At 33.4% G+C, this 15657-nt stretch carries 14 protein-coding genes and 1 riboswitch; of the genes, 1 reads left to right on the top strand and 13 read right to left on the bottom strand.

All coding sequences use genetic code 11. From position 1 onward, the window contains the following. Positions 1-48 precede the first annotated feature (48 nt). Positions 49-146: riboswitch (TPP riboswitch) on the bottom strand. 35 nt (positions 147-181) lie between these two features. The 7 genes from ABJM36_RS11245 to ABJM36_RS11275 all read right to left on the bottom strand — a co-directional run bounded on the left by ABJM36_RS11245 (position 182) and on the right by ABJM36_RS11275 (position 7250). After that, positions 182-2365 (bottom strand): TonB-dependent receptor, encoded by a 2184-nt coding sequence (locus ABJM36_RS11245; RefSeq protein WP_348451543.1) that lies wholly within the window; start codon positions 2363-2365, stop codon positions 182-184. A gap of 296 nt (positions 2366-2661) precedes the next feature. Continuing rightward, positions 2662-3069 carry an alternative ribosome rescue aminoacyl-tRNA hydrolase ArfB gene (arfB, locus tag ABJM36_RS11250; RefSeq protein WP_348451544.1) on the bottom strand — a complete coding sequence of 136 codons (408 nt, stop codon included), beginning with the start codon at positions 3067-3069 and terminating at the stop codon, positions 2662-2664. After that, positions 3069-4619 (bottom strand): DUF4301 family protein, encoded by a 1551-nt coding sequence (locus ABJM36_RS11255; RefSeq protein WP_348451545.1) that lies wholly within the window; start codon positions 4617-4619, stop codon positions 3069-3071. Before ABJM36_RS11255 ends, arfB begins: the two co-directional genes overlap by 1 nt. Then, entirely contained in the window at positions 4619-5188 is a 570-nt protein-coding gene (locus ABJM36_RS11260) for an ATP-binding protein (protein WP_348451546.1), read from the bottom strand. Before ABJM36_RS11260 ends, ABJM36_RS11255 begins: the two co-directional genes overlap by 1 nt. After that, the gene (gene pnuC, locus ABJM36_RS11265; protein ID WP_348451745.1) at positions 5149-5781 is read right to left on the bottom strand and encodes a nicotinamide riboside transporter PnuC; all 633 of its coding nucleotides are present in this window, start codon (positions 5779-5781) and stop codon (positions 5149-5151) included. Before pnuC ends, ABJM36_RS11260 begins: the two co-directional genes overlap by 40 nt. A 41-nt stretch (positions 5782-5822) precedes the next feature. After that, positions 5823-6563 carry a geranylgeranylglyceryl/heptaprenylglyceryl phosphate synthase gene (locus ABJM36_RS11270; RefSeq protein WP_348451547.1) on the bottom strand — a complete coding sequence of 247 codons (741 nt, stop codon included), beginning with the start codon at positions 6561-6563 and terminating at the stop codon, positions 5823-5825. Between the two features lie 60 nt (positions 6564-6623). Beyond that, positions 6624-7250, bottom strand: a complete 627-nt coding sequence (locus tag ABJM36_RS11275; RefSeq protein ID WP_348451548.1) for a 4'-phosphopantetheinyl transferase superfamily protein — start codon at positions 7248-7250, stop codon at positions 6624-6626. A gap of 130 nt (positions 7251-7380) precedes the next feature. On the opposite strand from ABJM36_RS11275, the gene ahcY reads away from it, so the two are divergent. Then, positions 7381-8697, top strand: coding sequence for an adenosylhomocysteinase (gene ahcY, locus ABJM36_RS11280; RefSeq protein ID WP_348451549.1), 1317 nt, complete (start codon positions 7381-7383; stop codon positions 8695-8697). Between the two features lie 247 nt (positions 8698-8944). Here ahcY and murI read toward each other — a convergent pair whose 3' ends face one another. From murI to ABJM36_RS11310, 6 genes are all read right to left on the bottom strand, one after another. Then, entirely contained in the window at positions 8945-9724 is a 780-nt protein-coding gene (gene murI, locus ABJM36_RS11285; RefSeq protein WP_348451550.1) for a glutamate racemase, read from the bottom strand. A gap of 71 nt (positions 9725-9795) precedes the next feature. Next, entirely contained in the window at positions 9796-10296 is a 501-nt protein-coding gene (locus ABJM36_RS11290) for an OmpH family outer membrane protein (protein WP_348451551.1), read from the bottom strand. A gap of 30 nt (positions 10297-10326) precedes the next feature. Beyond that, a complete protein-coding gene (locus tag ABJM36_RS11295) occupies positions 10327-11328 on the bottom strand; it encodes an OmpH family outer membrane protein (protein WP_348451552.1) in 1002 nt (333 codons plus the stop codon). A 167-nt stretch (positions 11329-11495) separates the two neighbouring features. Further along, positions 11496-14177, bottom strand: a complete 2682-nt coding sequence (gene bamA, locus ABJM36_RS11300) for an outer membrane protein assembly factor BamA (protein WP_348451553.1) — start codon at positions 14175-14177, stop codon at positions 11496-11498. Continuing rightward, positions 14110-14850, bottom strand: coding sequence for an isoprenyl transferase (locus tag ABJM36_RS11305; RefSeq protein WP_348451554.1), 741 nt, complete (start codon positions 14848-14850; stop codon positions 14110-14112). The genes bamA and ABJM36_RS11305 overlap by 68 nt, the downstream gene beginning before the upstream one ends. A 1-nt stretch (position 14851) precedes the next feature. Then, on the bottom strand, positions 14852-15538 hold the full coding sequence (locus ABJM36_RS11310) for a DUF6089 family protein (RefSeq protein WP_348451555.1): 687 nt from the start codon (positions 15536-15538) through the stop codon (positions 14852-14854). Positions 15539-15657: the final 119 nt, after the last annotated feature.

Genomic DNA, 15657 nt, shown 5'->3' on the forward strand with positions numbered 1-15657 from the left:
AGTAAACTCTAAGAAGAATAAGATTAAAGCACAATGGCCTCATCTAATATTTCGAAAATAACTTTTCCCTACGTTGGTATTAACCAAATCAGGTTCAAAGGATATGTCTCAAACTAGTATAAAACTAGCCACTCCTAAAGTTTACATTATGTGTTTATGAACTAACGTTCATTTAATAATTCTAAAATCCTAGTGTTAAACCCACTAAAAAGTTTCTAGTTGCTTGAGGGTAATACCCTGCATAATAGCCTGTCGCTATTCCTGTTGGCATGCTAGCATCTTGGTAAGTATACGATCCAAAGTACCCGTTTGAAACATATTCTTTATTAAAGATATTATTAACCAAAGCTGATAAAACGATGGACTTAAACAATTTATTAGGCTTAATTTGATAGTTAACATTAAAATCGTTTACAAAATAGCTATCTAACTTTGAAGATTCCTCATCGATATTCCCCATGTATTGCTCGCCAACATATTTACTAAGTAATGACACCTGTAAACGCTCTACAGGATAGAAATTTAAAGCATTACCTATAACTAAATCTGGTGAAAATGAAATATTTGTGTTTCCTAAATCGACTAATTCTCCATTTATTTCAGATGAAAAATCTCTGTTTTTATTACTACTTAAACCAATATTTGTTGATGTGCTAAACTGTTTACAGAATTGAATATTAGCATCGACCTCTAAACCTAGTCTAAAACTTTTTCCACTGGTAGCTCTTAGCGCACTCCCAACATCATCTAACTCGCCTGTTAACACCAATTGGTTTTGGTAAAACATGTAATACAAGTTTGTATTTACACTAGCTTTCCCTTTGTTGTAACGCCATCCTAACTCAATGTCATTAAGAGTTTCGTTTTCGGTTACACCGTTTTCAAAATCGTCGCGATTTGGTTCTCTATTAGCACGTGCATAAGAGATATAATAATTATTAAACTGCGATGGCTTATAGGTTAATCCTAATTTTGGATTGAAGAAACTAAAATTAGCATCGGTAGTAAATTCTACTCTATCAGAATTTAATCCATTTGTTTTATAGCTTACAAAACGCCCTTGTAAATCCATAAAACCTGTAATTTTTTCTGCGAGTTTAAATGTGGCTTTCGAGAAAACACTAAAGTCATTTTTAGTAGCATCGCCATCGTAATAATGATCTCTAATACTTGTTCCAGAAGCTAAATCACTTCCCCAAATTACTTCTCCAAAATGATCGCCATCATAAGAACTATATGATATTCCAGAGATAAGTTCTAGTGCATTTTTTTTATACGTAACATTAGCATTTAGTACATAGAAGTTATTATCTAACCATCTACGAACTATGACATCGGAACCATCTTCAATTAAATTATTAAAATCGGGTGCAGATTCTTCAGCCTTATATTGCTCAAAATACCCTTTTCCTTTGGTATAATTTAAACCTAAATTAGTAGACCAATTATTATCAAAACGTTCATTCCAATGCAATTGGTAGTGGTCTTGCCAGTAGTTATCGGTTTCATTATCGTAAGTATATGGGTTTTGGCGACGGTCCTCCTTTAATTCATCTTCCGTTAGCCCATACCAAGCTTGATAAGTGCGTTCAACATTTCCAAAAGTTAAGGCTTTAATTATAGTGTTCCCATCCTTATAAACCCCTTGTAAGAAATACGATTTTAAATCGGTAAACGCTCGATCCACATAACCGTCTGAATCTATTTTTGAAAAACGTCCTGAAATTTCAATATGATCATTTAATAAACCTGTACTTAATTTTACGGTATGTTTTCTTGTACCATAACTTCCAAAACTATTAGCTATTTCCCCTGAAGCTTCTTTAGAAGTAGCATCGGTTAACAAGTTTAAACTTGCACCAAATGCTCCAGAACCATTGGTTGACGTTCCAACACCACGTTGTAATTGCAAACTCTCTGTAGATGATGCAAAATCACCTAAATTTACCCAAAACGAACCTTGACTTTCTGGGTCATTATAAGGAATTCCATTTATGGTTACGTTTACTCGTGTCCCATCGGTACCGCGCACTCTAATTCCTGAGTAACCAATTCCTGCTCCGGCATCGCTTGTAGTCACTACCGAAGGCAAAAAATTTAATAGTGATGGAATGTCTTGCCCTAAATTACGCTTTGCAAGTTCTGCTTTAGTAAGATTGGAGTGTGTAATTGGCGAATCGGCATCTACACGAACCGCTTTAACTAAAACTTCTTCTAGATTTTCTGTTGTAGTTGAATCGTTTTCAACTAGATTTTGTTGTGCGTTTACTCCAACCGTAGTTAAGAGTATTAAAAATGTGAAAATCTTCCTTTGACGAAATCCCTGATTTCCTAGGAATGACAAATTATTGAATACATTTTTCATTGCGATTACATTTATAACCGAATAAAAAGAGGTAATTATTCTTTTTAATTAATAATTAGTTTTGAAGCTATTTGCTTCTTTTCCTTGAGCTAATCGTGAACGCCTCTAAATTTAATAATTCTTTGGCACTCGCTAAAAATGTCTACCGGACATTTTCTTTACGCTCGATTCCTAAACAGCATTACCTGTTCTAGGTTCAATGGGTATGATCTCAGCCGATAATAGGCACCCCTTTTTTGAGAACGCTGCAAATGTAGTAAGCAATTATTAATTGACCACTAACAAATCTTATTTTTTTAATCTAAATTAGGTTTTTGCCTATTCGCCTTTTTTTCCGAAAGTTGCCTTTTGCTTTTAAGTCGTTTTTTAATAACCGATTTTGGCACCTTTGTAGTTTTGCGTTTTTTAGGTATTATTAAAGAGGTTTTTATTAACTCTAAAAATCGCTTAATGACAAGTTGTTTGTTTTTATGCTGACTTCTGCTTTCATCGCATTGTAAAATTAAAACACCGTCTTTTGTTAATCTATTTTTAAGCTTCACTACTAAACGTTCCTTTTGTATGTCATTTAATACAATGGAATTAAATAAATTGAAAGTTAGTTCTACTTTCGAAGATACTTTGTTTACATGTTGCCCACCACTACCCGAACTTCTAATAGCTTTAAAAGTTAACTCATTTAGTATGGCTTGTTCATTAAACATTAACCCCCTTGATGTACAGGCTTAAGTAAATCGTTTACTGTTTTAACCGGATTAAACGTTTCAAGTGGCACTTCTACAAAAATAGAATTCCAATACGCCATACTTCCATTCCATAATCCAGGAAGTTCTAGAGCATCAATATCTACTCCGTTTTGGGTTTTTGTTGTTATAAAAGCAGCCTCTGCATCCACAAATTTGGTTAAATCAAACTTTTCGCCTTTATAATTTTTAATACCACAAACTAAATCTGTTGGATTAAAATGTGTGGCTTTATAAACAATTCCTTGCTGGTTTCTATTACTGAAATTGATTTGCGCAAACTCTACAATTTGTAATGAGGTATTGCCATTGGCATCCTTAACCCAAAATGGTCCTCCTCCAGGTTCACCTTGATTTTTAACCATACCACAAACACGTATTGGGCGATTTAGTTTTTCCTTTAAATATTCAATTTTTTCTTGAGCCGTATAATCTTCAAATTTGGTTGCAATAGGCACATTTAATCTATATCGTAAAAATAAAGCAATCACTTTAAAATCTGTATCAATTAAATCGCCAACATCTAATTTATGAAGATATTCAAACACCTTTTCTTGGGCTTCAACCAAAACCCCAGCTAATAATTTTTTATACTTTGATATCGCTATATTTCTTTCTGAAACTACAATATTATCAATGTTTTTAATAAAAACAATATCGTTATCTAAAGTGTTTAAATTTTCAATAAGTGCCCCGTGTCCCGCAGGCCTAAATAAAATGGAACCGTCCTCTTTTCTAAATACTTCATTTTCATTTGTAAGCGCAACGGTTTCTGTGGCTTCATTTTGATAAGAAAAGGACACATTAAAAGTCGTTTTAGTTTGCGCTTCTAAGTGCTCTTTTATTTTATCTAATGTATTTGAAAAATATAATTGGTGGTTTTTAGAAACCGTAAAATGAAGGTTAGCCTCTTTCTTTGAAGACGCATATAAAGTTGATTCAAACAAATGCTCTTCAAATGCTGTTTTAACTTCATTTTTATATTTATGAAACGGCAGTAATCCTTTTGGCAAAAAGCTATAATTAAGCCCCTTTGAATCCAACATAGTTTTTACAAACTCCACTTTTTGTTCATCATCTGACAACGAATCGAAGTCTCCGTGGGTTTTATTAATTTTAGAAATAACTTCGTTATAGAATGGAAAGTTTTTTATGTTTTCAACGAAATCTACTATTAAAGCATCATTATTTCTTTCTGCATACTTTTTAATGCTCAAGTTTGAAGACTCAAAATTATTTAAAAATTGAAATAAAAATTTAAACATTCGTGTGGCCGCCCCCGAAGCTGGCACAAACTTAACAATAGATAACTTGTTTAGTTTTGCCTCATACAAATTGATATACTCTTGGATCTCATTATCGTCGTAACTTTCAATTCCCTTACCAATGTTAGCTGCTGCTACCAAATTAGAAAACGTCATGCCATTTTTTAATCTAGATATTTGCGCCACTACTTGGTTAACCGTAATGCCTTTACTATTTAGTTGTTTAATATCTTGGTCTGAAAACATTATACTTTAGAATTTAATAGGTTATCTATATGTTTTACGGCTGTTTCTAAACGTGTTTTTATATCGCCTTTCAATAACACGTATGGCTTGTTATATTTTTCTAATGCATCTTGAAAAGCCTTAAACATGGCTTCGCGCTCCTCTGGTCTATCTCTTAAATCATCCGCTTCCCAAGGCGTATCAATATAAGTTAAAAAATACAAATTGTACGAATTTTGTATAGCATATTTCTCTAAAATAGGATCACAACTTTCCGAATAAAAAGCTTCGGAATACACCTTGGTTTCTAATAAATCCGTATCGCAAATTAAAACAGAATCTGTTTTTTGGGCCAATTCGTTTTCAAGTTTTATTTGTCCTTCTGCAATAGGCAATAAATCTTCTAACTCACAAGTTTTCCTATGGTCGTTCCATTTTTTTTGTAAATATTCACGCGCATATTCTGGAACCCAAACCGAATTATAATGGCGTGCTAACTGACGAGACAATGTTGTTTTTCCCGTAGATTCTGGCCCAAACAAAACTACTTTTATGCAGTTAGCGGGTTGCTGTTTATATTTTTCTTCCATGCTAAATATCCAAAAATCGCAATAATTGTAAATCCTAAGTACTGAAAACTTGTAAATGTAAACCCCTTATAAAAATATAACGGAATAGAAATGAGATCTCCAACAATCCAGAAAATCCAATTTTCTATTTTATGCCTTGCCATTAACCACATCCCTACAAAAAATATAGCTGTTGTTAGGGTGTCGACATAAGCAACCCAACCTGTCCATTTATCAAATGCCTGATAAATTAAATAAACAAATACTAAGGTGGCTAAAAATATAATTACACTTATTTTTTTTTCGCTAAAGGACATTTTTGAAATGGGTGACACCTGTGCATCATTATCCGTTCTTGTCCAAATATACCAGCCATAAACACTCATAATAAAATAATAACCGTTAATCATCATATCGCCTAACAGCTCCCATTTATAAAGCAGATACACGAAAATAATCGTGCTTATCATACCGGTTGGAAACACTAAAATATTATTCTGCTTTGAATACCAAACGGAAAGAAATCCAAAAATTACAGCCACAATTTCAAGCACTATATCTGTGGTTTGGTAATCGGAATATTGCCCAAAGAAAAACTCAAAAAAAGTATCTATCATCAACATTTAAAGTTTAACTTTTTAATTAGCAAGTGGTATTAGTTTATTAGTCTTAAGTCTTCAAAAAACAAATCATCATCCTCAAATGCCGTTCCAATAACAACTAAATCGGCTCCTGCTTTATAAGCTTGTTCCAATTGCGCTTTACTTTTTATGCCACCACCAACTATTAAAGGAATTGCTAACTCGTTTTTAACCGATTTAATTATCTTTTCAGAAAGTGCTTTTTCGGCTCCACTTCCGGCTTCCAAATATATAAGTTTCATACCTAATAATTGTCCTGCTTTAGCAGTATTAATTATGTCTTGAATTTCCTTTCTAGGCAATGGTTTGGTTTTAGTAACGCGCTCAACAGCCGTTTGTTTTCCGCTTTCTATTAAAATATAACCTGTAGAAACAACCTCTAACATGGTTTTATCTAATTTTGAAACAGCTTCGACATGTTTTCCTATTAAATAATCTGGATTTCTACCGGACAACAAAGACAAAAACAAAATAGCATCCGCTTTTTCAGTAATTTGAGTAATATCACCAGGGAATAAAACTACTGGTAAACTGGTATTTTTTTTTATTTCTGAAACCAAAACCTCGGTTGCAAAATCATCAACTGTACTCCCTCCAACAAAGACATGAGTAGCAATAGAAGCGTTTACCTTCTCTATAAAAGACCTTGTATTTTCAATTAAAAACTTATCAGGATCAATTAATACGGCTAATAGTTTTTCTTTAGTCGAAACTGACTTTATGATATCTTGATATATATTTTGTCTTTTTACCACGAATTCACGAATAATTTTCTTTGGGCTATATTCTATTTTCTCTTCTCTATTTTCTTGTTTCTACTGAATAGCATAAGCACAGGTAAAACCTTCAAACTCTAAAAAGTGAATATTATATCGATATTTTTTATTTTTATAATCAATCCACGCTACGGTATCATTATCGCCTTTAGAAAACGGAATCACCAAACAGTGCTGTTTAAAACTAAGTCCTGGCGTACAAAAAAGCTTGTATAAAGATTCCTTAACACACCAAATGGCAGTTAATTTCTTTACATAATCTTCAGCTTTATCGTTTAAATAATCGTTTTCGTAATCAATAAACTTATGTGCAATGACACTTATTTTATCACGTTGCTTCTCTATATCGATGCCTACAATTAAATCGCTGATAATAACAGATGAAAAATTAAAAGAGTGTGTAATAGATATTTGCTTACCATCTTTTAAATGGGGTTTGCCATTTTCATCATAAAACAAATCGGCATCGGAATACCCAAATTCTTGCAATAAGCAACGCACACTTAAAAACCCGCGTTGGTGCAATTCACTTTTCATGCCTAAAACACGATTTAACGCTATTGATTTCAAATTAACAGCTGCCATTAAATCCGTATAAGATTCAGTAATCTTCCAGATTTTAACAGTAGTTTGTGAATTTGGGACAATGGTTTTATATAAAGGCATTTAATATTCTAAAAGTTAATAGTTATCTTTGCAATCTCTAAGTTAATAATGTGTTTTTCAAAAGCGAATTTAAGTATTTTAAGTTCTAATCACAATGAAGCTTAGCATTAAAAAACAAAAGAAAATTACTATGAGTACAAAAACAATTCCTTACGTAGCTAGTAAAGTAAAAGACGCTTCTCTTGCAGATTGGGGACGAAAAGAAATAAAATTGGCAGAAGCTGAAATGCCAGGATTAATGAGTCTTCGTGAAGAATATAAAAACGAACAACCATTAAAAGGCGCACGAATTGCTGGTTGTTTACACATGACTATCCAAACGGCTGTTTTAATAGAAACCTTACAAGCCTTAGGGGCAGAAGTTACTTGGAGTTCTTGTAACATTTTCTCAACTCAAGACCAGGCAGCAGCAGCAATTGCAGCAGCAGGAACAGCAGTTTACGCATGGAAGGATATGACCGAAGAAGAATTTGATTGGTGCATAGAGCAAACTTTATTCTTTGGAGAAGATAGAAAACCATTAAACATGATTCTTGATGATGGTGGCGATTTAACTAACATGGTTTTAGACAAATACCCAGAATTAGCAGCAGGAATTAACGGACTTTCAGAAGAAACTACAACAGGTGTTCACCGTCTATACGAGCGAGTAAAAAACGGAACATTACCAATGCCTGCTATTAACGTAAACGATTCTGTAACAAAATCTAAATTCGATAACAAATACGGATGTAAAGAGTCTGCAGTAGATGCTATTCGTCGTGCAACCGATATTATGCTTGCCGGTAAACGTGTTACCGTTTGTGGTTATGGCGATGTTGGTAAAGGTACAGCAGCTTCATTTAAAGGAGCTGGTTCTATAGTAACAGTAACCGAAATAGACCCTATTTGTGCCTTACAAGCTGCTATGGATGGTTTTGAAGTAAAAAGACTAGAAACTGTAGTTGCAAATTCAGATATTATTATCACAACTACGGGAAATAAAGATATTATCCAAGGTCGTCATTTCGAAGCTATGAAAGACAAGGTTATTGTTTGTAACATTGGCCACTTCGATAACGAAATCGACATGGCTTGGTTAAACAAAAATCACGGTAATACAAAAGATACTATTAAACCACAAGTAGATAAATATAATATTGCTGGAAAGGATATTATTATTCTTGCCGAGGGGCGTTTAGTAAACTTAGGTTGTGCAACCGGACACCCTAGTTTTGTAATGAGTAACTCGTTTACAAACCAAACTTTAGCGCAAATCGAACTTTGGACAAATGCTGATGCTTACGGAAACGACGTATATATGTTACCAAAACACCTTGATGAAAAAGTAGCAAAATTACACCTAGCAAAAATAGGCGTTGAGCTTACCGAGCTTCGCGAAGAGCAAGCTAGTTATATTGGTGTAACTGTAGATGGGCCTTATAAGCCAGAACATTACAGATACTAGAAATACAAAAATTCCAATTATAAAATCTAAATCCCAAGCATTCTTGTTTGGGATTTTTTTTGTTATTTCAAATAGTTCTAAAGGGTGAAGAATTGTTCCGAGAAATTGGGCTTTCCCGAAAAGGGACAGATAATACGTTACATTGCTTCTTACCTCCGTCGTCGGGCTTTTAACTTTTTACTACTATCCCAAACGCGAGTTTATTACTTACCCATATTATAAGTTCTAAAATATATTTCGGTTACAATTAAAAATCAAGATAATTTACATCAAACCCATTACCTAAAAGCGTTTGCATAACCTGAGGATTTCCGTTGGTAAAAAATTGAGAGTTAGGCTTAATCATTGCCTTATTTAAAAGCTTATGTTCTTTTAACACAGCCTTGGTTTGTCGCGCTACAGCTTCGCCAGAATCAATAATTTTAACGTGCTTTGGTAGTAATTCTAAAAGAATAGGCATTAAGTAAGGGTAATGTGTGCAACCTAAAACCAAATAGTCAATATTAGCTTTAATCATGGGATCTAAATAGCCCTTTAAAAGTAATTTCATGGTTTCACTATGCAGTTTACCAGCTTCAATTAACTCTACAATACCATCGCCTATTTGTTCTACAATGGTAACATGTTTAGCAAATAGTGTCGCCGTTTTAGAAAACAAGGCACTACTTAAAGTCCCTTTAGTTGCTAGTATACCAACCGCATGAGTTTGGGTTTGTAACGCTGCTGGTTTTATTGCTGGCTCTATTCCAATAATTGGCACATCATACTGCGCTCTTAAATACGTTATAGCATTTGTTGTGGCGGTATTACAAGCTACTACAATGAGCTTACAGTCTTTACTAAGTAAGTACTCAGTATTTTTTATACTTAATGCTAAAATAGCCTCTTTACCTTTAGGGCCATAAGGTGCATTAATACTATCGGCCAGATAAATGGTATTCTCATAAGGTAAAAGCGCATGTATTTCTTTCCATATGGAAGTTCCTCCAACTCCAGAATCAAAAAAACCAATAGCTTGCTTACTCATAAGTTTAACAAAAATAAAAAAGCTGCCTTTATAAAAGACAGCTTTAAAATTTATTTTAATGTAATTTTTTATTAGATACCTAATTGCTTCTTAACATCTGCAAGAATATCTGTTCCGTTAGCTACAATTAACGTTGCTCTATCAATTACATATTCGTAACCTTTAGCTTTAGCTACTTCGTTAATAGCCTTCATAGCAGCTTCTTGAATAGGCTTAAATAATTCAGCTTCTTTAGTTGCTAAATCTTTTTGAGCATCAGCTCTAAATTGTTGAATACGTTGTTGTTTTTCTTGAAGCTCTAAACCTCTCTTTTGGTTTTCTTCATCTGTTTTTGTAGCTGCTTCAGCTTCGTATTGCTTTACCGTGTTTTGGTATTCTGTAATTGAAGCTTGAATATCTGTTTGGTAAGTTTTACCTAAGGCTTCAATTTCAGCTTGTGCAGACTTAGCTGCCGGCATAGATGCAATCAATTCTTGAGTGTTTATATGTGCAACTTTACTTTGTGCCTGCGTAAAACTAACGGTTGCAAAACATAGTGTGATTGCTAATAAAAGAGTTTTAAATTGTTTCATTTTAAATAGTATTAATTGTGTTATAAATTATTAATTATTGTTATTTATACTGTCTTTCGCCCTTTGGCGTTCTTCTAATATTTGTTTTTTTCTTTCTTCAAGGGCTTTTTTTCTAGCTTCCCTTTCTGCTAATTTTTTTTGTCTATTTTCCTCAATTAGTTCTGCCTTTGTTTTAGTTGCTACAACTTCTGTTTTATCAGTCGTTTCTTTAGCTTCTGTACTTGCCGCTTCTGTTGACTGAGAAACACTATTCCTAGCATCTAACTTAGCTTGTTTAGCCTTTTCCCTGTCCTCCAATGCTTTTTGGCGCTTAGCTTCTGCTTCTAACTTTTTAGCCTCTCTAGCCGCCAAAATTTCTTGCCTGCGTTTTTCAACTGCACTTTCTCTTTCAGCTTTCTTTTCTTCTAAGGCTTTTTCTCGAGCCTCTAGCTCTTCATTAATTTCAGGAATTACCTCTTCCTGTTCCGCAGCCTTACGTTCTGCTTTAGTACTTGCTTGCTTTCGTTTAGAAGTTCGTGTTATACTCCTTAAAACCTGCTCGCTAATATCAAATTGCTTTGCCGAGAACAACATGGTAGCATCTGATGATTTATCGAAAATAAAATCATACTTTCTACCTTCGGCCATATCTTGAACCGCAGCAAATATTTGATCTTGTATAGGCTGCATTAACTGCCTTTTCTGAATAAATAAATCGCCATTTGGCCCAAAACGTTTTTGTTGATAATCTAAGATTTCATTTTCTTCAAAAGTGATATCTTCTTCGCGTTCGTCAACAAGCTCTTTTGTTAAAAGTGCTTTTTCATTGCTTAGGTCTTTTCGCTTTTGCTCAACTGCCGTTAATTTAGATTGGATCTCATTTTTCCATTTTTGAGCTTTATCATCTAATTGAGCAGTTGCTTCTTGATATTCTGGAACATTCTCTAAAATATACTCCGTATCTATATAAGCTATCCTTACGCCACGTTGGGCGTTAGCATAAAAGCTTAGCATAAAAACTAATGTCAGTAAACAAAGAACGTTATTTTTCATCTGTTAATATTTTATAATTTATGGTTATAAATTCTAAAATGACAGATGATATTTCTGCCTTTTGGAATTGCATCTTCAAAATTAACGAATTTTAACGTTAAAAATTTCAATTCTCTTGCAAAACATCAAAGTGTTATTAGAAAATATCGTGCCAAAGTATTTTTTTCTTAAAACTGTTGTCCAATTATGAAATGTGTTTCCCATCCATTTTTAACTGTTTCCCCTGGTAATGGGTCGAAACCATGACCAAAATCAATACCTAATAAACCAAAGGCAGGCATGAATATACGTATACCTAAACCAGCAGATCTATTAATATTAAAAGGATTAAAATCTCTAAAAGAATCTGCAGACGCACCCCCTTCTAAAAAGCCTAAAGCATAAATTTTAGCAGATGCTTTTAATGTTATTGGATAACGAAGTTCTAATGAAAACTTATTATAAATACTAGAACCATCTTGAGAGGCTTGCCCTGTGCTTTCATCTAAATGTGTTAAAGATTGGTTTGGATACCCACGTAATTGAACCACTTCTCTACCATCTAAAGAGTAATTTGCTAAACCATCTCCACCTAAATAAAAACGCTCGAATGGTATAACACCTCTATCTTGGTTATAAGCTCCTAAGAACCCAAATTCTATTTTAGGTCTTAAAACTAAATTTTTGGTTATTTGAGTATACCACTCTCCAGAAAATTTAACTTTATAAAATTCTAACCAGTTATAACGTTTTTGATCTATTTCTGTAATATCGTTATTGGCCTCAATATAATCAACATCCGTTGTACTTGTAGCATTAGATCGACGTTCTAAGGCATCTTCATAATCTTCAGACAATTGTTTATAATCTACCCCATTAAATAAAGAATATGGAAGTGAGAATTTTGTGGAGAATGAGAAATTTGAACCTCCTGTTGGGAAAATAGGATCTACACTTGTGTTATTTCTACTTAAACCGAACGTGTATGACAAGTTATTTGAAAACCCATCACCAAAGGTAAATAAACCCGTGTTATAGTTATTTAAGTCGTAACGTTGGTAACTAATGGCTTGCGACAATGTAAAGTAATCATCTGGTACTTGTAAACGTTTTGCTAAACCAAATGTAATACCAGTAATGTTGAAACTTTTGCTTTTATCTGCATTACCTGTTGTGTAATCATATAAAAACTGCTTGGTATGTGATAATGATGTAGAAAATTGAATAGGTCGTTTACCACCTAACCAAGGCTCCGAAAATGAAAAGCTATAGGTTTGATAAAAACGACTGGCTTGTAAACGCAATGCTAATTTTTGACCATCTCCCATAGGAATTGGTTTATACGCTTCCTTTTTAAACATATCTTTAATAGAGAAGTTATTAAAAGATAAACCAAGTGTACCAATAAAACCTCCGCCACCATAACCACCTTGTAGTTCAATTTGGCTAGATCCAGTTTCTTTAACAGCATACTCCATATCGATAGTTCCTTCTACCGGGTTTGGATTATTAAAATTTGGTGTAATTTCCTGAGCATCAAAGAAACCTAATTGCCCAAGTTCTCTAACTGTTCGTACTACATTGGCTTTACTGTATAGTTGCCCTGGACGTGTACGTAACTCTCTGTAAATAACATGATCATTAGTTTTGTCGTTACCAACAACACTTACCGTGTTAAAATATGCTGGCTTACCTTCAGATATTCGAACCTCAATATCAATAATATTATCAACAGCACTAACCTCAACTGGGTTGATACTTGAAAACAAATATCCGTTGTTTTGGTATTGATTTGTAATATCCTGAGCATCTGGTTTAGAGTTATCTGCAATACGTTCTTGCAATAAAATTCCGTTATAGGTATCACCTTCTCTAATTCGTAATAATCTACTTAATTGATCGTTTGTATAAACGGTGTTACCAATAAATTTAATTTCACCAAAAGTATAAGGTTCACCTTCATTTACATCGATAACTAAGGATATGGTTTTATCATCATTATAAATAATACTATCTGCTAATACCCTAGCATCTCTATAACCATTTTCTTTATATGTATCTATAACATGACCCAAATCTGCTTGGTATGATGAATCAACAAACTTTGATCGCTTTAATAATCTTATTCGTTTAATTTTCTTGGTCCCTTTCATGCTTTTTCTAAGCTGTTTATCGCTTAGAACATCGTTACCATTAAACGTAATATCTTTTATTTTCACTTTTTCACCCTTATCAATATTTAGCACCATATTTACTCTTGCAGATTCTATAGAATCTTGAACTTCAATGGTATTAATATGTACTTTGGTATTAAGAAAACCTTCTTTTTTGTACTTTTTGGTAAGGAAATTTTTGGTAGTAGTAATTAAGTTTTCGGTAACCTTAGTTCCCTTTCTTAACTTATTATCCTTAATAATCCCTTCGTGCTTTCCTTTTTTAACCCCGTTAATTTTAAGCTCGTTAAGTTGTGGTAAATCGGCAAGCTTTATTTGTAAATATGCTACATCACCTTCAATTTTGGTAACATAAACTTCAATGTCGCTAAATAATTTAGAGTTCCAAAGTTTTTTAATAGCATTACCAATATCCTCTCCAGGAATAGTTATTTCTTTACCTTTTCTTAAACCAGAATATGTGATAATGGTTTGTTCGCTAAAGGTGGTATTACCGGCTACCGTTATTTCTGCTAAGGTGTATTTAGAACCTTCGTTGAATTTAGAATTTTGCCCATAACTACTTAAGCAACAGGTGAAAAATAATATTGATAAGCAGTGTTTTAAATAGGTTTGTGTAGATAATTTCTTAGCTAAGTTGTTCGCTTGTTTTCCCAAATCGTCGTTCTCTTTTTTGATATTCAATAATAGCTTCATACAAATGTTGCTTCGTAAAATCTGGCCATAAGACACTTGTAAAGTATAATTCGGCATAAGCGATTTGCCATAGTAAAAAATTACTTATACGTTGCTCTCCGCTTGTCCTAATAAGCAAATCTACATCTGGTAAATTTCGCGTGTAAAGATGCTCATTTATAATTGATTCATCAATGTTTTCGGCCGAAATTATATTATTTTTAACTTTAATACTAATTTCTTTAACACTGTTTATGATTTCGGCTCTTGAGCCATAGCTTAGCGCAAGAGTTAAAGTCATTCTAGTATTCTGCTTAGTGCTTTCAATAACTTCTGATAGTTCTTTAAATACTCTTTTAGGTAATGTTTCTAATGATCCAATTGCTGAAAGTTTAATATTATTATCTTGAAGTGTTTTAATTTCTTTTTTAAGGGATGACACTAAAAGCTTCATTAAGGTTTGCACCTCTAGCTTTGGTCTATTCCAGTTTTCGGTAGAAAACGCATAAAGCGTTAAGTTTTCTACACCTAACTCTGCACAAGCTTCCACTGTTTGTCTTACAGATTTTGTACCATTTTCATGACCAAAGGCACGTAACATACCTTTTTGTTTAGCCCAACGTCCATTACCATCCATAATTATGGCAATATGCTTTGGCAGCGCTCCTTTAAGTACATTGTTTTTTAAGTCCATGTTAATCTATGCAATAGCAAGGGTTTTCTCCAAATGTATAGGTAAGTGTAATCCCTGTAAACACATACCAATCATTGTTATTTATATTTCCAAAACGAAATTGTTCTAATGATCCTGAATCCGGCATACTACCATCCAACTCGTCTGAAAAGGTATATCGCGCTCCTATTTCAAGGCCTAAGATAAAATTTTCCATAACATTAGTTTTAACACCTAGTGCCATTGGAATACCATAAGCCCAACTCGACGTATCTTCGGGAGTTTGAATGGCATTTCTAAAAAAAGAATTATCGTGAAAAGCCACTGTAACCCCTGTAAACAAATACGGTGTTGCTAATCTTTTACCAGAATGCAAATTAAAATCTATGAAGGTTAACTCCATCCCTACCGATAATTCTGTAATTTTAGTTGAAAACTCATAACCACGTTGAATTCGTCTAGGATCGTCTGATTGACTATCAACTCCTTCCAGTTCGCTAAAAATTAATGAGGCCCGATACGAGTGTCTTTTACTTCTATTCCACCTATACATACCTCCAATAGCTAATTGATTTGGTGCTATATAATTGGTAGCACCTACGTCGCCAATAAAATTACTACCTCCTACAAAAACACCAATTTCGTTAATTTGGCCGCTACTTAGTTGGACACATAAGATGCTTAATATCAATACGGTTAAATGCCTCATAAATATTCAAAAGTTTGCAAATATAATTAAATAACATTAGCCCATTATAATTTAAGCTTAATTGTATGGGTTTAAAACAGAAAATCTTTTAAGTTATTGCTTTTCATTGAAAGGAAAAT

Origin of the sequence: Algibacter sp. (assembly GCF_039977455.1) — a bacterium.
Taxonomy (GTDB): Bacteria; Bacteroidota; Bacteroidia; order Flavobacteriales; family Flavobacteriaceae; genus Algibacter_B.